Source organism: Dyella kyungheensis, assembly GCF_049913195.1.
Taxonomy (GTDB): Bacteria; Pseudomonadota; Gammaproteobacteria; order Xanthomonadales; family Rhodanobacteraceae; genus Dyella; species Dyella kyungheensis.
This window is the reverse complement of the sequence record NZ_CP183983.1, coordinates 1807295-1826399: the sequence shown is the minus strand read 5'-3', so window position 1 is coordinate 1826399 and position 19105 is coordinate 1807295. Positions and strand designations below refer to the sequence as shown.

The 19105-nt window shown below is 65.7% G+C and carries 16 protein-coding genes; 11 read left to right on the top strand and 5 right to left on the bottom strand.

Annotated features, from left to right (window positions below; translation table 11 throughout):
* Positions 1-116 precede the first annotated feature (116 nt).
* From ACN9MB_RS08055 to ACN9MB_RS08040, 4 genes are all read right to left on the bottom strand, one after another.
* A complete protein-coding gene (locus tag ACN9MB_RS08055) occupies positions 117-1883 on the bottom strand; it encodes a bifunctional sulfate adenylyltransferase/adenylylsulfate kinase (protein WP_426271427.1) in 1767 nt (588 codons plus the stop codon).
* Positions 1884-1946: 63 nt separating this feature from the next.
* A complete protein-coding gene (locus tag ACN9MB_RS08050; protein ID WP_426271426.1) occupies positions 1947-2669 on the bottom strand; it encodes a phosphoadenylyl-sulfate reductase in 723 nt (240 codons plus the stop codon).
* Positions 2666-4360: an assimilatory sulfite reductase (NADPH) hemoprotein subunit gene (gene cysI / locus ACN9MB_RS08045; protein WP_426271425.1), complete on the bottom strand. Its 1695-nt coding sequence runs from the start codon at positions 4358-4360 to the stop codon at positions 2666-2668. Before cysI ends, ACN9MB_RS08050 begins: the two co-directional genes overlap by 4 nt.
* Before the next feature lies 1 nt (position 4361).
* A complete protein-coding gene (locus ACN9MB_RS08040; RefSeq protein ID WP_426271424.1) occupies positions 4362-6164 on the bottom strand; it encodes an assimilatory sulfite reductase (NADPH) flavoprotein subunit in 1803 nt (600 codons plus the stop codon).
* A gap of 215 nt (positions 6165-6379) precedes the next feature.
* On the opposite strand from ACN9MB_RS08040, the gene ACN9MB_RS08035 reads away from it, so the two are divergent.
* The 8 genes from ACN9MB_RS08035 (at position 6380) to pilH (ending at position 16355) form a co-directional block, all read left to right on the top strand.
* A complete protein-coding gene (locus ACN9MB_RS08035) occupies positions 6380-7573 on the top strand; it encodes a JmjC domain-containing protein (protein ID WP_426271423.1) in 1194 nt (397 codons plus the stop codon).
* Positions 7570-8103: a hypothetical protein gene (locus ACN9MB_RS08030; protein ID WP_426271422.1), complete on the top strand. Its 534-nt coding sequence runs from the start codon at positions 7570-7572 to the stop codon at positions 8101-8103. Before ACN9MB_RS08035 ends, ACN9MB_RS08030 begins: the two co-directional genes overlap by 4 nt.
* Before the next feature lie 259 nt (positions 8104-8362).
* The gene (locus ACN9MB_RS08025; RefSeq protein WP_426271421.1) at positions 8363-11209 is read left to right on the top strand and encodes a 2-oxoglutarate dehydrogenase E1 component; all 2847 of its coding nucleotides are present in this window, start codon (positions 8363-8365) and stop codon (positions 11207-11209) included.
* A gap of 145 nt (positions 11210-11354) precedes the next feature.
* Entirely contained in the window at positions 11355-12560 is a 1206-nt protein-coding gene (gene odhB, locus ACN9MB_RS08020; protein WP_426271420.1) for a 2-oxoglutarate dehydrogenase complex dihydrolipoyllysine-residue succinyltransferase, read from the top strand.
* A 145-nt stretch (positions 12561-12705) separates the two neighbouring features.
* Complete coding sequence (gene lpdA, locus ACN9MB_RS08015) at positions 12706-14130, top strand: dihydrolipoyl dehydrogenase (RefSeq protein ID WP_426271419.1); 1425 nt, start codon at positions 12706-12708, stop codon at positions 14128-14130.
* Between the two features lie 154 nt (positions 14131-14284).
* Positions 14285-14875, top strand: coding sequence for a TIGR00730 family Rossman fold protein (locus ACN9MB_RS08010; protein WP_204634573.1), 591 nt, complete (start codon positions 14285-14287; stop codon positions 14873-14875).
* A 34-nt stretch (positions 14876-14909) separates the two neighbouring features.
* Positions 14910-15917 (top strand): oxidoreductase, encoded by a 1008-nt coding sequence (locus ACN9MB_RS08005; RefSeq protein ID WP_426271418.1) that lies wholly within the window; start codon positions 14910-14912, stop codon positions 15915-15917.
* A gap of 72 nt (positions 15918-15989) precedes the next feature.
* Positions 15990-16355, top strand: coding sequence for a twitching motility response regulator PilH (pilH, locus tag ACN9MB_RS08000; protein WP_204634571.1), 366 nt, complete (start codon positions 15990-15992; stop codon positions 16353-16355).
* Positions 16356-16520: 165 nt separating this feature from the next.
* Here pilH and ACN9MB_RS07995 read toward each other — a convergent pair whose 3' ends face one another.
* On the bottom strand, positions 16521-17423 hold the full coding sequence (locus ACN9MB_RS07995) for a DnaJ C-terminal domain-containing protein (protein WP_204634570.1): 903 nt from the start codon (positions 17421-17423) through the stop codon (positions 16521-16523).
* Positions 17424-17646: 223 nt separating this feature from the next.
* On the opposite strand from ACN9MB_RS07995, the gene ACN9MB_RS07990 reads away from it, so the two are divergent.
* From ACN9MB_RS07990 to ACN9MB_RS07980, 3 genes are all read left to right on the top strand, one after another.
* Positions 17647-18126 (top strand): peroxiredoxin, encoded by a 480-nt coding sequence (locus ACN9MB_RS07990; RefSeq protein ID WP_204634569.1) that lies wholly within the window; start codon positions 17647-17649, stop codon positions 18124-18126.
* The gene (locus ACN9MB_RS07985) at positions 18126-18581 is read left to right on the top strand and encodes an NUDIX hydrolase (protein WP_204634568.1); all 456 of its coding nucleotides are present in this window, start codon (positions 18126-18128) and stop codon (positions 18579-18581) included. Before ACN9MB_RS07990 ends, ACN9MB_RS07985 begins: the two co-directional genes overlap by 1 nt.
* Positions 18582-18668: 87 nt before the next feature.
* Positions 18669-19049 carry a DUF427 domain-containing protein gene (locus tag ACN9MB_RS07980; protein WP_204634567.1) on the top strand — a complete coding sequence of 127 codons (381 nt, stop codon included), beginning with the start codon at positions 18669-18671 and terminating at the stop codon, positions 19047-19049.
* Positions 19050-19105 lie beyond the last annotated feature (56 nt).

Here is a 19105-nt window from a genome sequence, read left to right as displayed (position 1 = left end):
GTGACCCGGCCTCCGGCAGGAGGACGGAAGCCCGCGGCAGGCGAGCCAGGTCGCCGTATCGCGACAACCGAGCCGAAAGTCACCGCCCCGGCCTGCGCCGGTACGACGAGCAAAACTCACCCGCGCAACAACCCTCGCTGCTCAAGCAACGAAACAACCTGCCGCGCCAACACCAACGGATCCCCTCCATTCCCATCGATCCGCAACTCCGGCTGCACCGGCTCCTCATACGGATCACTGATCCCCGTGAAATGCGCAATCGCCCCCGCGCGCGCCTGCGCATACAACCCCTTGCGATCCCGCGCCTCGCAAACCTCCAGCGCCGTCGCCACATGGATCTCGATGAAATCCCCATGCGCCTCCACCAATGACCGCGCCTCCGCACGCGCATTCGCATAAGGCGCAATCGGCGCGCAAACAGCCACGCCACCGTGGCGGGCGATCTCACTGGCCACATAGCCGATACGAGTGACGTTCGCATCGCGATCCTCGCGCGAAAAACCAAGACCGCGCGACAAGTGCTTGCGCACCTCATCGCCATCCAGCACCGTCACCGCCCGGCTGCTGCGCTCCAGCAACTGCGCGACCACAGCCTGCGCGATGGTCGACTTTCCCGCCCCGGAGAGACCGGTGAAGAACAAGGCGAAACCGCGTGCAGCCTGCGCTGGATGCCTCTCACGCAGGATCTTCTCCACCTCCGGAAAGGAGAACCACGAGGGAATCTCGCTGCCTTCCTGCAGGTGGCGACGCAACTGCGTTCCCGAAATGTCGCGCACTTCGTCGCTGGGCTCTATCTCGTTCGACGGAAGATAAGCGTCGCGGTTGGCCGCATACACCATGGCCGGGAACGGCACGATGCGGATGCCCAGTTCGTCCTGATGGCGCTCCAGCAGATGCTGCGCATCGAACGGACCGTAGAACGGCTTGCCGCTGGAGTCGTTGCCGGGGCCGGCATGATCGCGCCCCACGATGAAGTGACTCGCGCCGAAGTTCTTGCGGATGATCGCGTGCCACAGCGCCTCGCGCGGTCCACCCATGCGCATGGCCAGCGGCAGCAGCGACAAACGCGCACTGTTGGCCGGGTACTGCGGCAACAATGCCTGATAGCAACGCACGCGAGTGTAGTGGTCGATGTCGCCCGGCTTGGTACGACCCACCGACGGTTGCAGCAGCAATTTCGCGCCCACCTGCTGCGCGGCGCGCAAGGTCAACTCGCGATGCGCGCGATGCATCGGATTGCGCGTCTGGAACGCGACGATCCGATGCCAGCCCTGCGACACGAACCACTCGCGCAGGCCACGCGGCGTATCGCGCAGCGTGGTGAAGTCGTAGTGCGACGGCGGCTGGATGCCACGCACGCGCCCGCCGAGGTTGACCGGCCGATAGCGATCCAGCAGCTCGGCCACACCGGGATGCGCGCGGTCCGTCGTGCCGAAGACCTGTTGTGCTTCGTGCTCACGATCCGGGCGGTAGATGTCGTCCACTTCCAGCACCGCGATCGGCACGCCCTGCACGTCGCGCAGTGCGACCTCGCTGCCGACCACCAGCCGTTCAGCGAAGGCCTCGCTGACATCCAGCGTGATCGGTATCGGCCATAGCGTGCCGTCCGCCAGTCGGTATTCGGCGACCACGCGGTCATAATCGCGCTGCGACAGGAACCCTTCCAGCGGAGAGAACGCGCCATTGAGCAGCAGTTCCAGATCGCACAACTGACGGGTGTCCAGGTCGATACCGGGCAGGCCCGCGCTACGTTGCTTGAGAAGGGCGGCCTCATCGGCCGGCAGGTACAACTCTTTCAGCACGCCGCCGTGCGGTGGAATCAGCGACGGCGATGCATCGTCGGAAAGCGCAGCAGCAGTCTGCGCAAGGGCACTGGGGCTCATGGCGTGATTCTTCTTTTCGGGGCGGTGGCCGGCGTGAGCCGGGATGGTTCTTGGAGTATTCGGTCAAGCCAGGCCGTGAAGCCCGCATTCGCGCTTCAAGCCAAAGAATCGGGTGGCATCGGCATCCGTGCCGGGTTCCCAGCGATGCGTGGTGTGCACGTCGCCGATGGAGATGTAACCCTGGTCCCACAGCGGGTGGTACGGCAAGCCGTGCTTGTGCAGATACAAACCGACGTCGCGGTCGGTCCAGTCCGCGATCGGATGGAATTTCCAGCGACCATCACGACGCTCGGCAAACTCAATGGCCGCGCGCGTGCGCGCCTGGCTGCGGCGCAAGCCGGCAAACCAGGAGCCCGCGCCAAGCTCCGCCAACGCGCGCCGCATCGGCTCGACCTTGCGCAGCTGGTTGTAGCGATCGATGCCCGCCACGCCCTGTTCCCACAGGCGGCCTTCCCTTGCCTCCAGCCAGGCGGCGCTTTCGTGCGCGCTGTAAATGCGCACATTCAACGCGAGGCGGTCACGCAGTTCCTCGACGAAGCGATAGGTCTCGGGGAACAGATAGCCGGTGTCGACCAGCACCACCGGAAGATCCGGCCGTTGCCGCGTCAACAGATGCAGCGACACCGCCGCCTGCGCACCGAAGCTGGAAGACAGCACGTGTGTGCCCGGCGCATAGGCGAGCGCCCATATCACGCGTTGCTCCGCGTCCAGCTGACTCAGCCATCGGTTCAACTCATCCAGCGCCCGAGGGTCGTGCTGCGCATCCTCGAGCAGCGCCAGCTTCATGCCACGACCTCGGCGGGAATCCGCCGCGTGTCTGCTTCGATCACGCCGGTGCGCAGGAGGAAATCGCCGAAGCCTTCGTCGATCACGCGCTCCGCTGCATAACGGGCAAACAGCGGCGACAGCGCATCGAGGATGGCCGGTTCGTCCACGTTCTCCCGATACAGCTGATTGAGCCGCTGGCCGCGGAAATCCGCACCCAGGCGCAAGTCGTAACGGCCGGGGCCACGGCCGACCAGCGCGATCTCACCCAGGTACGGGCGCGAGCAACCGTTGGGGCAACCGGAAAGGCGTAGCAGAATCGGCGCCTCGCGCAATCCATGCACATCGAGCAGCGTCTCCAGGCGAGGCAACAGATCCGGCAGATAGCGTTCGCTTTCCGCCATCGCCAGGCCGCACGTAGGCAAAGCCACGCAGGCCACGGCGTGACGCCGGATACCGCTATCGGTGCGATAGCCATCCAGCCCGTGCGCGGCCACGATGGCATCGATGCGCGCGCGCTGGCCAGCACCCACGTTGGCGACGATCACGTTCTGGTTGCAGGTGAGGCGGAAGTCGCCCTCGTGGATCCTGGCCAGCTCGCGCAGACCAGTAAGCCAGCGCCGCTCGCCCACATCGGCCAGACGGCCCGATTCGATCTGCAGCGTGAGGTGCCAGCGCCCGTCCTCGCCTTCGATCCAACCGTAGCGATCGCCGTTGTGCTCGAAGCGATAGGCGCGCTCGCCCTCCAGCGCGAAACCCAGGCGTTGCTCCAGCTCGGCCTTGAAAGCATCCAGCCCGCGATGGTCGATGGTGTACTTCAGGCGCGCGTGCTTGCGCTCGCTGCGATTGCCCCAGTCGCGCTGCACCGCCACGATGGCTTCGGACACGGCGAGCAGCCGCTCCGGCGTCACGAAGCCGATCACGCTGGCCAGTCGCGGATACGTGCTTGGGTCGCCGTGCGTCGCCCCCATGCCGCCGCCGATGGCGACGTTGAAGCCTTTCAGCTCACCCTGTTCGACGATGGCGATGAGGCCGAGATCCTGGGCGAACACGTCCACGTCGTTGAGCGGAGGGATGGCCAGGCCGATCTTGAACTTGCGCGGCAGATAGGTGCGGCCGTACAGCGGTTCCTCGTCCTTGGGTTCGCCGACCAGCGCGTCGCCGTCGAGCCAGATCTCGTGATAGGCGCGCGTGCGCGGCGCCAGTTCTTCCGAAAGCCGCGTGGCCCACTCGTAGGCCAGTGCATGCGCGCTCGATTCGACCGGATTGGCCGTGCTCACCACGTTGCGCACCACATCGCCACACGAGGCGATGGTGGTGGCGAGCGCGTCGTGGATGGCGGCAATGGTGGGCTTGAGCCTGCGCTTGATGATGCCGTGCCACTGGAAGGTCTGGCGGGTGGTAATGCGCAGGCTGCCATTGGCATGGTCGCGCGCAATGCTGTCGAACACCAGCCACTGCGTTGGCGTCACCACGCCGGAAGGCAGGCGTGCGCGCAACATGAAGGAATACGCGGGCTCCAGTTTCTGCCGGCGCCGTTCCTCGCGCAAGTCGCGATCGTCCTGCTGGTAGCTGCCGTGGAATTTCAGCAGCTTGTTGTCGTCGTCGCTGATCGCGTTGGTCACCGGATCGCGCAGGCCCTCGGCGATGGTGCCGCGCAGTTGCCGGCTGGCGGCCTTGATGCGCTCGAAGTCGGAAAGTGGTGGGCTCATGTCAGTACACGTCGCGGGCGTAGCGGCCCTGCTGGAGAAGACCGGACAACCATTCCCGGGCCTGTTCGTGCGACTGGCCGCCCTGCGTCACGGCCACCTCGATCAGGGCGGCATGCACGTCCTTGGCCATATGGTTGGCGTCGCCGCATACATACAGATGCGCACCTTCCTGCAGCCACGCGTAGAGATCGCGTGCCTGCTCTCGGATGCGTTGCTGCACATAGACCTTGGCCTCGCCGTCGCGCGAGAACGCCAGCTCCAGCCGATCCAGCGAACCGTCGCGCAACGCGGCCTGCCATTCGATCTGATAAAGGAAATCGCTGCTGAAATGGCGGTTGCCGAAGAACAGCCAGTGGCGTCCGCGCGCCGCCGTTTCGCGGCGCTCCTGCACGAACGCGCGGAACGGCGCCACGCCCGTGCCCGGCCCGATCATGATCACGTCGCGGCTGTCGTCCTTGGGCAAGCGGAAGCGTTCGTTTTCTTCGATGAAGACCGGCAGGCGATGCTCGTCCGTCGATGCGGCAAGGAACGAGGACGCCGCGCCCCAGTGACGTTGGCCGTGCGCGAGATAATCGATCACGGCCACCGTCAGGTGCACTTCGTCGCCCACCGCTTTCTGGCTGGAGGCGATCGAATACAGCCGTGGCGTCTGCGGCCGCAGTGCGGCGACCAGTTCGTCCGCCGACCACGCGGCGGGATGACGGCGCCACAGATCGATGGGTTGCAGGTCCGCCAGCAGTGCTGTCAGGCGCGAGGATTGATCCGGACGAAGTACACCAGCGAGTTCCTGGTCGCCGCTCGCGTCCGCCACGGCGGCGATCAACGGCCGGCTCAGCCGGGTGAGTTCACGCTCGTGGGTCAGCCAGCGACGCAACGGCCATTCCTTGCCGTCGTGATACACGACCTGTTCGCCGTCGAGCTTGAGCAGGTCCAGCCATTGATCGACCAGCGCGGCCGGGTTCTGTGGCCACACGCCCACGGCATCACCCGGTTCATAGCGCAGGCCGGAACCTTCCAGCGACAGCTCCAGGTGGCGCACGTCGCGACCGGCATCGCGCGCCACGATCGATTGGTTGTCCAGCACCGCTGCCGCAAACGGACGGTCCCGTTGATGCGTGACGCGCGAGGGCACCGGCTGCAGCGTGGTTACGCGTGGTGCGGGCTGGGTGGTGCCCAGCGCCTGTCTGGCCTGCTCGAACGCGCGTTCCGTCCATGGCGTCGCCACGGCGTCGACATCCACGTCCGCCTCGCCCAACGGGGCGAGCCGCGAGCCGCCGAGCTCGGCGAAGCGTGCATCGAGCTGGCGGCCGATCGCACAGAACTCCGGATAGCTGGAATCGCCCAGTCCCAGCACCGCATAACGCAGGCCCGGCAAACGGGGCGCGCGCTTGCCCAGGATGAACTCCACCAGGCCGCGTGCGTCATCGGGCGGCTCGGCATCGCCCTGGGTGCTGATCACCACCACCAGGTGGGTTTCCTTGGCCAGATCCCGCTGGGGATAGCTGTCGGCGCGTACCAGTCGAACGGCGAGTCCGGCAGCTTCGGCACGCGCGCTCAGTTGCGTGGCGATGCGCTTGGCCTGTCCCGTCTGGCTGCCGTAGAGGATGGTGAGCCGGTCGCCGATCGCTTTGGCGGTCGCCGCGGGAACGGTGCCGCGCTGCAGCTGGTCGGCACGTGCCGCGCTCCAGGCGGCGATCCAGTAGAGCTCGGCGGGGCCGAGTCCGTCGGCCAGCCGCTCCAGCGAGGAGAGCTTATCGCCCTCGAGGGAAGCCAGTCCGGTTTGCGTTGCCACGACCGCGTTCACTGTCCACCTTTGGACGTCCAGACATCTGGATAGCCAAAGTAGTCATCCGCTCAGGTCATGGGAAAGGATGTGTTGGCATAACCATATGTCCACGGGCTTATTTCTCCTTGCGACGGCGCCGCCCCGGACATCGGGATGGACGCCCCCGAGAGCCCGGGTGCGCCCTACTGACGGCGATCAACGGCGCCGTCATCGGCTTCGCTTAGAATGGGCGGATGACCAAGACCTCTTCCCTCCCCATCGAAGTCCGTGGCAGCGCCAAGCAGCCGCTGGGCATGAGTCCCGCCCAGTTCCTGCGCGATTACTGGCAGAAGCGGCCGCTGCTGATCCGCCAGGCCTTCCCGGACTTCGTCTCGCCGATCGAGCCGAACGACCTGGCCGGCCTGGCGATGGAGGAAACCGCGCTGTCGCGCCTGATCATCCATGACGAAGCCCGCGACCGCTGGAAAGTGAAGTCCGGTCCGCTGACCGAAAAGGACTTCGCCAGCACCCCCGACAAGAACTGGACCCTGCTGGTGCAGGACGTGGACAAGTGGGATGCCGACGTGGCCGCGCTGCTGGAAGACTTCCGCTTCCTGCCCAGCTGGCGCCTGGACGACATCATGATTTCCTATGCCGAACCCGGCGGCGGCGTGGGCGCGCACGTGGATCAGTACGACGTGTTCCTGTTGCAGGGCCTGGGCCAGCGTCATTGGGCCATCGACACCAACCCCGACGCTCCCAAGAATTTCCGCCCGGACGTGGAGCTCAAGCAGCTCCAGGTCTTCGAGCCGGACTACGAGTGGCTGCTCGAACCGGGCGACATGTTGTATCTGCCGCCCGGCGTGCCGCACGACGGCATCGCATTCGGCGGGCCGTGCCTGACCATCTCGGTCGGCATGCGGGCGCCGTCCCAGGCCGAGCTGACCGGTGACCTCGCCGATTACCTGGCCGAACGCCTGCCCGACGAGCTGCGCTATACCGATCCCGACCTCGCCCCGGCCAAGTCGGCCGGCGAAATCGACCGCGCGGCGCTGGCACGCCTGAAACAGGCCCTGCCCTTTGCCGCGGCACTGGACGAAGCCACGCTCACCGACTGGTTCGGCCGCTTCATCACCCGCTACCGCAGCGCCCAGCAACCGGTGCCACCGGAAAAGGAACTGACCGAAGCCGCGCTGGGCAAGCAACTCGACGGCGGTGCCGCGCTGCTTCGCCATCCCTGGGCGCGCATGGCCTGGGCCCGCGCCAAGCGAGGCGCCACCCTGTTCGTCAACGGACAGCCCTACCCCACGACAGTGGAGCTGGCCGAACGCCTCTGCGCCACGCGCGAGATCATTCCAGGCAAGTCGGTGCCGGCCGCCGAACTCGGCTTGCTGCTGGCGCTGGTCAACGACGGCCACCTGGTCGCCCGCAAGCCGCGCCGCCGATGAGCGAACGGGAGGTCCACGACGGTGCACCGAACGCAGGCGAGGATCCGGCCACGCCGGGCCTGCCTGCGCGCGATCGCAGCGAAGTGGCCGCCGCCCGTCTCCGCCTGCTGACCGAGGCGCGGCGACGCATCGCCATCTACCAGCCGTCGCTGCCCGCCGATGTCTACGGCGGCATCGCGGAACTGGCTGAGCTCCGGCGACTCGCCACCTCGGGGCGCGGCGCCGAAATCCGCCTGATCGTGCACGCGGCCGACGATGCGCTGCGCGACCAGCACCGGCTGGTCGCCCTGGCGCAGCGCCTGTCCAGCGTGGTGCTAGTGCGCACGCCGCTGGAAGAAGTGGATCTGGCCTATGCCTCGTCCTATCTGCTCACCGATCAGGGCGGCTACCTGTTTCAGCCCGACGCGCGCCGCGCCGACGGCCGGGCGGCACTGGCCGATCGCGCCGCCCAGGCGCCGCTGATGCAGCACTTCAATGAGGTGTGGGAGCGTTCGGCTCGCGCCAGCACCTGGTTGCCGCTCGATCTTTAGCCGTTACCTGAACAGCGCCCCAGGAAGCGAGCGCCTCCGTCGCACCGACGCAAAACACCTCGTTCCCTCACAAATCCGCGCTCTACGACGATGGTCGGTACCCGCAAACTCGAAATATCGTCCATCGACCCCATCTAAGGTCGGTGTTTTGGGTTGCCGCGTCGCAGCACCCCAAGGCTATAATTAACGGGATTTTTCCCAGCCATCCGGCCAACCCCGGCCGGAGCGGCTGCATGCTTCCCTTCTCACCGGTGGTGACGTGAGCACTAATCTGATCCGCGAGTTTTTCGAATCCTCCCAACTCGCCGGCGGTAACGCCGATTATGTTGAACAGCTCTATGAATCGTGGTTGGCAGACCCCTCGTCGGTCGACGCTACCTGGAGCAAATACTTCGAGACTTTCAAAGGCCGCGAGTCAGGGGACGTTTCCCACTCTGCGGCCATTGCGCGTATAGAGGCCGCGCAAAAGCAGCGCCGCAACGGCGTTGCGGCAGCCGCCGGCCCCGTCGACGACGCCCACGCCCGCAAGCAGGCCGGCGTCTTGCGCATCCTCACCGCCTACCGTTCGCGCGGCCACCTGGCCTCCAACCTCGACCCGCTCGGCCTGGCCGAGAAGCTGCCGGCGCCGGACCTGGAACCCTCGTTCCACGGCCTGTCCGACGCCGACCTGGATACCGAGTTCGACTGCGGCAACTTTGCCGGCGGTGGCCAGCGCCTGAAGCTGCGCGAGCTGATTGCCCGGCTGAAGAAGGTGTACACCAACACCCTCGGCGTCGAGTTCATGCACATCAGCAACCATGAGCAGCGCAACTGGCTCTACACCCGCCTGGAGCAGGCCAGCGGCACCGCCGGCCTTGACGCCACAGGCAAGAAGCGCGTGCTGGCCGGGCTCACCGCGGCCGAAGGCCTCGAGCGTTACCTGCACACCAAGTACGTCGGCCAGAAGCGCTTCTCGCTGGAAGGCGGCGACAGCCTGATCCCGATGGTCGACGACGTGGTCCGCGCCGCGGGCGACAACGGTATCAAGGAAGTGGTGATCGGCATGGCCCATCGCGGCCGCCTCAACATGCTGGTCAACATCCTGGGCAAGCCGCCGCGCACGCTGTTCAACGAATTCGAAGGCAAGTGGGATCACCCGGACGATCCGGCCCACTCGGGCGACGTGAAGTACCACATGGGCTTCTCCGCCGACGTCAAGACGCCGAACGGCGGCACCCACGTGGCGCTGGCGTTCAACCCGTCGCACCTGGAAATCGTCAACCCGGTGGTGGCAGGCTCGGTGCACTCGCGCCAGGTCCGTCGCCGCGACACCGAGCGCAAGCAGTCGCTGGCCGTGCTGGTGCACGGCGATGCGGCGCTGGCCGGCCAGGGCGTGAACATGGAATTGTTCAACATGTCCCAGGCCCGCGGCTTCAAGATCGGCGGCAGCCTGCACATCGTGGTGAACAACCAGGTGGGCTTCACCACCTCCAATCCGCAGGACGCCCGTTCCACGCTGTACTGCACCGACCTGGCCAAGATGGTCAACGCGCCGGTGTTCCACGTGAACGGCGACGACCCGGAAGCGGTGATCCAGGCCACCCGCCTCGCCTACGACTTCCGCAAGCAGTTCCGCAAGGACGTGGTGATCGACCTGGTGTGCTACCGCCGCCACGGCCATAACGAAGCCGACGAACCGGCAGCTACCCAGCCGGTGATGTACCAGATCATCCGCAAGCGCCCCACCACCCGCGACCTGTATGCGCAGGAGCTGGTCAAGCAGGGCGTGATCGCCGATGGCGACGGCCAGAAGATGTTCGAGGACTATCGCGCCCGCCTCGAGGCCGGCGAACCGATGACCGAACTGACCACCTCGCTGGTCAAGGACATCGAAGTCGACTGGGACAAGTTCATCGGCGGCAAGCTGTCCACCGAGACGCCCACCGGCGTGCCGAAGCAGCGTCTGGTCGAACTGGCCAACCAGATCCTCAAGTTGCCCAAGGACCTGACGCTGCAGTCCCGCGTCGCCAAGATCTACGACGACCGCGCCAAGATGGCCGCGGGCGAACAGCCTGGCGACTGGGGCTTTGCCGAGAACCTGGCCTACGCCACGCTCATCGACGAAAACTACAACCTGCGCCTGGTCGGCCAGGACGTGGGTCGCGGCACCTTCTTCCATCGCCATGCGGTGCTGCACGACCAGCAGACCGGTTACACCTACCTGCCGCTGGCCGATGTGCGTTCGGGCGCCGACGTCGAAGTGATCGACTCGCTGCTCAGCGAAGAAGCAGTGATGGCGTTCGAGTACGGCAGCGCCACCACCGATCCGTACACCCTCCACATCTGGGAAGGCCAGTTCGGCGATTTCGCCAACGGTGCGCAGGTCGTCATCGACCAGTTCATCAGCTCGGGCGAATCGAAGTGGAACCGCCTGTGCGGCCTCGCGCTGTTCCTGCCGCACGGCTACGAAGGCCAGGGTCCGGAGCACTCCTCCGCCCGCCTCGAGCGCTTCCTGCAGCTGTGCGCGATGGAGAACATGCAGGTCTGCGTGCCCACCACGCCGGCCCAGGCGTTCCACATGATCCGCCGCCAGATGGTGCGCCCGGTGCGCAAGCCGCTGATCGTGATGACGCCCAAGTCGCTGCTGCGCCACAAGCTGGCCGTGTCCTCGCTGGACGAGCTGGCTACCGGCAGCTTCCAGCTGGTGATCCCGGAGCATCGCGAGCTGGCCGCCAAGAAGGTCAAGCGCGTGGTGCTGTGCTCGGGCAAGGTCTACTACGACCTGCTGGAAGACGCCGAGAAGCGCGGCCAGACCGACGTCGCCATCGTGCGCGTGGAACAGCTCTATCCGTTCCCGCGTCCGCAGGTCACCGCCGAGCTGGAGAAGTACGCGTCCGCCAAGGAAGTGGTGTGGTGCCAGGAAGAGCCGATGAACCAGGGCGCCTGGTTCCAGATCCGCCATCACCTGCAGGCTTGCGTCAACAGCAAGCAGAGCCTGTCGTATGCGGGTCGCGCCCGTTCGCCGGCACCGGCGGCCGGCCATCTCAGCACGCACGTTGCCGAGCAGGCCGCGCTGGTTGAGCAGGCCTTGGTTACGCCGGTCGGCACTGACCATTCCGCAGAATAAAATCCTGAAAAGTGCGGCCACGGATGGCCGCTTTTCCACTTTTTAGCGTTCAGGGATGAGCGCACCCAATTGAGAAGTGCGGCTATGGAAAGCCGCTTTTTGACCTTAGCGTTCAGGGATGAACGCATTCACTCAAGGAATCCACATGTCTATCGAAGTCAAAGTTCCCGTCCTGCCCGAGTCCGTCTCCGACGCCACCATCGCGACCTGGCACAAGAAGGCCGGCGAAGCGGTCAAGCGCGACGAAAACCTGGTCGACCTCGAAACCGACAAGGTGGTGCTCGAAGTGCCCTCGCCGGTCGATGGCGTGCTGAAGGAAACCAAGTTCCAGTCCGGCGACACGGTGACCAGCCAGCAGGTGATTGCGGTGATCGAGGAAGGCGCTGCCGCTGCTGCGCCGGCTCCGGCAGCTGCCGCTCCCGCCGCCGCTGCCCCTGCCGCCGCGCCGGCCGCTCCGAAGGCTGCTGCCGCCGGCAACGCCGACCTCTCCCCGGCCGGCCTGCGCGTGGCCACCGAACAGAACATCGACGCCTCCAAGGTCGCCGGCACCGGCCGCGACGGTCGCGTGACCAAGGAAGACCTGCTCAACGTCGGCAAGGGTGGCGCCGCTCCGGCCGCTGCCGCTCCGGCCGCCAAGCCGACCCCGGGTTCGCGTCCGGAAGAGCGCGTGCCGATGACCCGCATGCGCGCCCGCATCGCCGAGCGCCTGATGCAGTCGAAGAACTCCATCGCCATGCTCACCTCGTTCAACGAAGTGAACCTGGCCGAGGTGGTGAAGATGCGCAAGGCGCTGGGCGAGTCGTTCGAGAAGGCCAACGGCGTCAAGCTCGGCTTCATGAGCTTCTTCGTGAAGGCCGCTGCCGAAGCGCTGAAGCGTCATCCGCTGGTCAACGCCTCGGTCGACGGCAACGACATCGTCTATCACGGCTACCAGGACATCTCGATCGCCGTGTCCACCGACAAGGGTCTGGTGACGCCGGTGCTGCGCGACGTGCAGGACATGAGCTTTGCCGACGTCGAGCGCGGCATCGTCGATTACGCCAAGAAGGCGCGTGACGGCAAGCTGGGCCTGGACGACCTGCAGGGCGGCACCTTCACCATCACCAACGGCGGCACCTTCGGTTCGCTGCTGTCGACCCCGATCGTGAACCCGCCGCAGAGCGCCATCCTGGGCATGCACGCCATCAAGGAGCGCGCCATCGTCGAGAACGGCCAGGTGATCGCCGCCCCGATGATGTACCTGGCGCTCTCCTACGACCATCGCATCATCGATGGCAAGGACGCAGTGCTGTTCCTGGTCGATATCAAGAACCAGCTCGAGAATCCGCAGCGCATGTTGCTCGGCATCTGATCGCGCACGGATCGTCTCGGCGATCCGTGCAACCAGGTAACGAAGCTCTGGCGGCGAGCAGTGGCATTGAATCCACGCTCGCCGCACATATCTCCCGCTTCATAAGTGCCGCGCTCCCCGGCGCGTCACACAGCTAGGAAACATCATGAGCGAAAAATTCGACGTCATCGTCATCGGCGCCGGCCCGGCCGGCTATGTGGCCGCGATCCGCGCCGCGCAGCTGGGCCTGAAGACCGCCTGCGTGGACGCCTTCGTGGGCAAGGATGGCAAGCAGGCCCTCGGCGGCACCTGCCTCAACGTGGGCTGCATTCCGTCCAAGGCGCTGCTCGATTCGTCCAAGCAGTTCTACAACATCGCGCACAACCTGCCGGTGCACGGCATCACGGTGGAAGGCGCCAAGGTCGACCTGGGCACCTTCATCGGCCGCAAGGACAAGATCGTCAAGCAGTTCACCGGCGGCATCGGCCAGCTGTTCAAGGCCAACAAGGTCACGCCGTTCTTCGGCAAGGGCAAGCTGCTCAAGAACAACGAAGTGGAAATCACCGGCAACGATGGCGCCAAGCAGACCATCAGCGCCACCAACGTGATCCTCGCTTCGGGCTCGGTGCCGATCGAGCTGCCGTTCGCCAAGTTCGACAACAAGTTCATCGTCGACAACGCCGGCGCGCTCGACTTCACCGAAGTGCCGAAGCGCCTGGGCGTGATCGGCGCCGGCGTGATCGGCCTGGAGCTGGGCAGCGTGTGGAAGCGCCTGGGTTCGGACGTGACCGTGCTCGAAGCGCTGCCGGACTTCCTCAGCGTGGCCGATGCGGACATCGCCAAGATCGCCTTCAAGGAATTCGGCAAGCTCGGCCTGAACATCAAGCTCGGCGCCAAGCTCACCAAGGCCGAGATCAAGGGCAACGAAGTTGCGTTGACCTATGAAGACAAGGACGGCGCGCACGAGCTCACCGTCGACAAGCTGCTGGTGGCCGTGGGCCGCCGCGCCTACACCGACGGCCTGCTGGCCGCCGACACCGGCGTGAAGCTGGACGAGCGCGGCCGCATCGTGGTCGACGAGCACAACCACACCGGCGTGAACGGCGTGTGGGCCATTGGCGACGCCGTGCGCGGCCCGATGCTCGCGCATAAGGGTTCCGAGGAAGGCGTGGCGGTGGCCGAGTGGATTGCCGGCAAGGCCGGCCACATCAACCTCGACACCGTGCCGTGGGTGATCTACACCGAGCCGGAAATCGCCTGGGCCGGCAAGACCGAGAAGCAGCTGAAGGACGAAGGCATCCCGTACAAGGTGGGCACCTTCCCGTTCGCCGCCATCGGCCGCGCCGTGGCCATGAACGAGGCCATCGGCCAGGTGAAGATGCTCGCCCATGCGGAAACCGACCGCATCCTGGGCGTGCACATGGTCGGCCCCGGCGTGTCCGAGCTGATCGCCGAGTGCGTGGTCGCGATGGAGTTCAAGGGCTCCTCCGAAGACCTGGCACGCATCGTCCACGCGCATCCGACGCTGTCCGAAGCCGTGCACGAAGCCGCCCTGTCGGTCGACAAGCGCGCCATCCACAAGGGCAACTAAGCCCGTTGGCCACACCAGGCCAGTACGGCTCGCTCGTGGAAACACGAGCGGGCCGTTGCCTTTTCTGGGGCGAATGAATAGAAGTGAGAAACGAGAAACACCTCGTTTCGCCCGCTCCCACTAACTTTCCAACCATCCTTTCCGGTCTTCGTTCATGCCTACCGCCCTTTGCGTCTACTGCGGCTCCAGCAGCGGCAATCACCCTGAATACATCGAACAGGCCCGTGCCTTCGGTACCGAAATGGCCCGCCGCGGCATCGCGCTGGTCTATGGCGGCGGCAAGGTCGGCCTGATGGGCACCGTGGCCGATGCCGTGCTGGCCGCGGGCGGCAAGGTGATCGGCGTCATTCCGCGCCAGCTGGTGGACCTGGAAGTGGCGCATGCCGGCCTCACCGAGCTGGAGGTGGTGGACACCATGCACCAGCGCAAGACGCGCATGTTCGAGCTGTCCGATGCCTTCGTCGCCCTGCCCGGCGGCTACGGCACCATGGACGAGATGTTCGAGATGCTGACCTGGGCCCAGCTGGGCCTGCACCGCTATCCCTGCGCCTTTTTCGATGTGCGCGGCTACTACGGACAGCTGCGCGCCATGATGGATCACATGGTGGCCGAACGTTTCGTGCGCCCCGAGCAGCGCGAAAGTGTATGGTTCGGTCAGGACATGTCGCAGCTGTTCGACTGGCTGGACAGTTATCAGGGCGTTTATACGCCCAAGTGGATCGACCGCAGCAGCGTCAAAGCCTGACCCGGCACGGCACGCAGAGAGTTAAGGATTGGCCATGAGTACACCCGGCGCCTTTCGCGCCTTTCGCATCCACAACGACGGTGCCGGCTATCGCGGCGGCATCGAGACGCTTGCTGCCGATGCGTTGAGTCCCGGCGAAGTGCTGGTGCAGGTCGCGTATTCGTCGATCAATTTCAAGGATGCGCTGGCGGGCACCGGCAAAGGCAAGATACTTCGCCAGTATCCGCTCAACGGTGGCATCGACGTGTCCGGCACGGTGGTCGCCTCCACCGATCCGGCCTTCAAGGAAGGCGATGCGGTGCTGTGCACCGGTAGCGGCCTGTCCGAGACACGCGACGGCGGCTATGGCGAATACGTCCGGCTGCCTTCCGCGTGGACGATTCGCCTGCCCAAGGGCTTGAGCCTGCGCGACAGCATGATCATCGGTACGGCCGGCTTTACGGCCGCACTCGCCCTGCTGCGCATGGAAGACAACCGCCAGACGCCGGCGCTCGGCCCGCTCGCCGTCACCGGCGCCAGCGGCGGCGTGGGCATGCTGGCCATCGACATCTTTACGCGTGCCGGCTATGCCGTGCATGCGATCAGCGGCAAGGCCGCGCATTTCGATTTCCTGCGCGACCTGGGCGCGGCCGAGTGCATTGATCGCCACCAGCTAGCTTTCAGCGGCAAGCCGATGGATTCGGCCCGCTTCGGCGGCGCGCTCGACAACGTCGGCGGCAGCATGCTGGCCGGCCTGCTGCCGCTGATCGCGCCCTACGGCAACGTCGCCATCTGCGGCAATGCCGGCGGCATCGGTTTCGAAAGTACCGTGATGCCTTTCATCATCCGCGGCGCCAGCCTGCTCGGCATTGCCTCCGCCGGCACCGCGCGCGACATCCGCGATCGCGTGTGGGAGCGGCTGTCCAGCGACTGGAAACCGCAACATCTTGAGCGCATCGCCACGCGTGAAGTGACGCTGGAGCAACTGCCCGAGGTGTTCCCGCGCATGCTGGCAGGCGATTCGTTTGGCCGTACCGTAGTAAGCGTGGGTAGCGCAAGCTGAGCTTTCGCTCGGCTTGGAAGCGTCGCGGCAGCGTCATAGAATCCAACGAAACAACAAGGGGAACTCCACCTTATGGCACGCATCCTGATCGTCGACGATTCGCCGTCGCAGCTGTTGGGCATCAAGCGCATCGTCGAAAAGCTCGGGCATGAAGCGCTGACTGCCGAAGATGGCGCCGCGGGTGTCGAAGCGGCCAGGCGCGAACGCCCCGACCTGATTCTGATGGACGTGGTGATGCCGAACCTCAACGGGTTCCAGGCCACGCGCACCATCAGCAAAGACCCCGATACCCAGCACATCCCCGTCGTGCTGGTGACCACCAAGGATCAGGAAACGGACAAGGTCTGGGGCCTGCGCCAGGGCGCGAAGGCCTATGTGACCAAGCCTATCCGCGAAGAAGAACTGGTGAGCACGCTGAAGGATCTGCTGCCGGCGTAAGCGCTGCAGTGCGCCGTGCAAGAGCCAGTTCGAAGTCTCCGCAACCCGCCTCCCCCTCACCGTCATTCCGGCGCACGCCGGAATGACGGTGAGGAAAAAATAAGCCAGCGGACAAAATTCCAGCGGTTTAAAAAAACGGCGCCTTCCGGCGCCGTTTTTCGTTACTCAACGCCGCGGATCGTAATCCCCAAACTCCTCGCGCAACGCCTCGTACGCCTTCTTCTGCGCATCGGTATCGGCCAGCGGTGCGCGGATCGACAACTCCACCAGCTGATCGCCCGGATGCGCGCCCGGCAGCCCGCGCCCTTTCAGGCGCAACTTGCGTCCCGACTGCGAGCCGGCGGGGATGCGCAGGTCCACCGTACCGGCCAGCGTCGGCACCGGCACGGTCGTGCCCAGCGCCGCCTCCCATGGGGCGATGGGCAGCACGTGCAGCACGTTTCGGCCGTCCAGACGGAAACGCCCGTCATCGCGTATGCCCACTTCCAGCAGCAGATCGCCGTTGGAGGCACCGCCCGAACCGCTGTGGCCCTGCCCCGCCAGACGAATCACCTGGCCCGGCTGGATGCCGGCCGGAATCTTCACTTCCAGCACGCGCTCGCCGCCGCTGCCGTCCTGCAGCGACAGGCGCGTGCGGCCGCCGTCGAACGCGGTCTGCAGATCGATCTGCACATGCGCATGCACGTCGCCACCGCGGCGTGCGCGCGGCGCACCGCGCGGGCCGGGACCGGCACCGCCGCGACCGCCAAACAGACTTTCGAAAAAGTCGCTGAAATCGCCGCCGCCGTCGCCGCCGAAACCATGGCTCTGGCCCCAGCCCGGCGGCGGCCGGAACTGCTCGCCGCCGCGGTAACCGCCGGCGCGCAGCTCATCGTAGGCACGGCGCTTTTCGGCATCGCGAAGCACTTCGTTGGCTTCGTTGATCGATTTGAATTTCTCTTCGGCGCCTGCGTCTTTGTTCTTGTCGGGGTGATATTTCCTGGCCAGCTTGCGATAGGCGGCCTTGATGTCCGCCTCGCTGGCATCCGGCTTCACGCCCAAGATGTCGTAATAATCTTTGAATTCCACTGCCACTCCCCGGCAATCCGCCCGCCTGGACCGGCGGCGCGGAAAGCATGTTTTCCGCCCCGCAGCCGGCGAGCTTCGCCCGACTCGTATGGGTGATGCATGGCGATGCCTCGCCACCCTCTCTATGGTCGACCACATGGGTGCGAAAATGGCGTGATTCAAGGCGACAAGCCCGCCCCGTAGCGCTAGCATCGCGTCCTCCCACCACCTCAGGCAACCTCCCATGAGCATCCAGGTCGGCGACACCTTGCCCGACGTCGAAATCCGCGTCGTCCACGACGGCATCGAACCGGCCCAGACGGGCGCCCTGTTCGCCGACCGCAAGGTCGTGCTGTTCGCCGTGCCGGGCGCCTTCACGCCCACCTGTTCCAACAAGCACCTGCCCGGCTATGTGCAGCATTTCGCCGAGTTCCAGCAGCGCGGCGTGGAAGTGATGTGCCTGGCCGTGAACGACGCCTACGTGATGCAGGCCTGGGCCGCCTCGCAGCACGTGCCGGCAGGCCTGTGGATGCTGGCCGACGGCAACGGCGCGTTCACCAAGGCGCTGGGGTTGGAACTGGATGGCAGCGGCTACGGCATGGGCCTGCGCGCACGCCGTTTCGCGCTGTATGCCGAGAACGGCGTGGTGAAGCAGCTGGAGCTGGAAGCGCCTGGCGAATTCCGCGTTTCCACAGCGGAAGCCATGCTGGAAGCGCTCGGCTGATGAATTCGACGCTGGTCCGGCAACGCTATGCGTTGAACGCCAGCGTCTTCGTAGTGGTGCGTCGCGGCGACGACATCCTGCTGTTGCGACGCGCGAACACCGGCTGGAACGACGGCCAGTGGAGCCTGCCTGCCGGCGGTCACGACGGCGGCGAAACGCTGGAACAGGCCGCGGCGCGTGAACTTCGCGAGGAAACCGGCATCGAGGCGCATGCGCACGACATGCGCCTGATCCACCTGCTGCACGCGCGGGCTGGAGACCACGGCGGCGAATGGCTGGGCATGTTTTTTCTGGCCACGCCATGGCGAGGCGACCCGGCCATCGTCGAATCCGGCAAGCACGATGGTCTTGGCTGGTTCCCGCTGCACGCGCTGCCGGAGACGCTGATCGGCTATACCCGGCAGGGATTGCAGCTCGGCCTGCAGGGCACGGCGTACTCCACGTTCGGCTGGTAAGCCAGGTCGCAACATCCGCTGCACCCTTTCTTGTCACGGCGGCGAGTAACGTGGTGCATCGCCTTCCCATGCAAGCGGAGCCATGCCATGTCCAGCCGAGTTCAGCGCATTCCCGGACCCGATCATCCGATCGAGGTGAAACCGAGCAACGATCATGTGGTGGTGCGGGTCGCGGACCGCGTGGTGGCCGACACCCGGCGTTCGCTGAGCCTGCAGGAAGCGAGCTATCCCGTCGTGCACTACATCCCGCGCGACGACGTGGATATGTCGCTGCTGGAACGCACGGAGCATCACACCTATTGCCCGTACAAGGGCGACGCGTCCTACTACAGCATTCCCTCCGCGGGGGACCGCGGCACGAATGCGGTATGGACGTATGAACATCCGTACGACCCGGTGACGCCGATCAAGGATTACCTGGCGTTCTACGGTACGCGCGTGGATTCGGTTGAAGTCACGCCGGGTTAGTCGGATGCAAAAAGAAACCCGGCCGTAGCCGGGTTTCTTCTTTACGAAGCAAGCAA

Coding starts and splice junctions, on each gene's coding strand:
- ACN9MB_RS08005 (WP_426271418.1), top strand. CDS start 14,910: ATGAGTACACCCGGCGCCTTTCGCGCCTTTCGCATCCACAACGACGGT.
- ACN9MB_RS07990 (WP_204634569.1), top strand. CDS start 17,647: ATGAGCATCCAGGTCGGCGACACCTTGCCCGACGTCGAAATCCGCGTC.
- lpdA (WP_426271419.1), top strand. CDS start 12,706: ATGAGCGAAAAATTCGACGTCATCGTCATCGGCGCCGGCCCGGCCGGC.
- ACN9MB_RS07980 (WP_204634567.1), top strand. CDS start 18,669: ATGTCCAGCCGAGTTCAGCGCATTCCCGGACCCGATCATCCGATCGAG.
- pilH (WP_204634571.1), top strand. CDS start 15,990: ATGGCACGCATCCTGATCGTCGACGATTCGCCGTCGCAGCTGTTGGGC.
- cysI (WP_426271425.1), bottom strand. CDS start 4,360: ATGAGCCCACCACTTTCCGACTTCGAGCGCATCAAGGCCGCCAGCCGG.
- odhB (WP_426271420.1), top strand. CDS start 11,355: ATGTCTATCGAAGTCAAAGTTCCCGTCCTGCCCGAGTCCGTCTCCGAC.
- ACN9MB_RS08050 (WP_426271426.1), bottom strand. CDS start 2,669: ATGAAGCTGGCGCTGCTCGAGGATGCGCAGCACGACCCTCGGGCGCTG.
- ACN9MB_RS08010 (WP_204634573.1), top strand. CDS start 14,285: ATGCCTACCGCCCTTTGCGTCTACTGCGGCTCCAGCAGCGGCAATCAC.
- ACN9MB_RS08055 (WP_426271427.1), bottom strand. CDS start 1,883: ATGAGCCCCAGTGCCCTTGCGCAGACTGCTGCTGCGCTTTCCGACGAT.
- ACN9MB_RS07985 (WP_204634568.1), top strand. CDS start 18,126: ATGAATTCGACGCTGGTCCGGCAACGCTATGCGTTGAACGCCAGCGTC.
- ACN9MB_RS08035 (WP_426271423.1), top strand. CDS start 6,380: ATGACCAAGACCTCTTCCCTCCCCATCGAAGTCCGTGGCAGCGCCAAG.
- ACN9MB_RS08030 (WP_426271422.1), top strand. CDS start 7,570: ATGAGCGAACGGGAGGTCCACGACGGTGCACCGAACGCAGGCGAGGAT.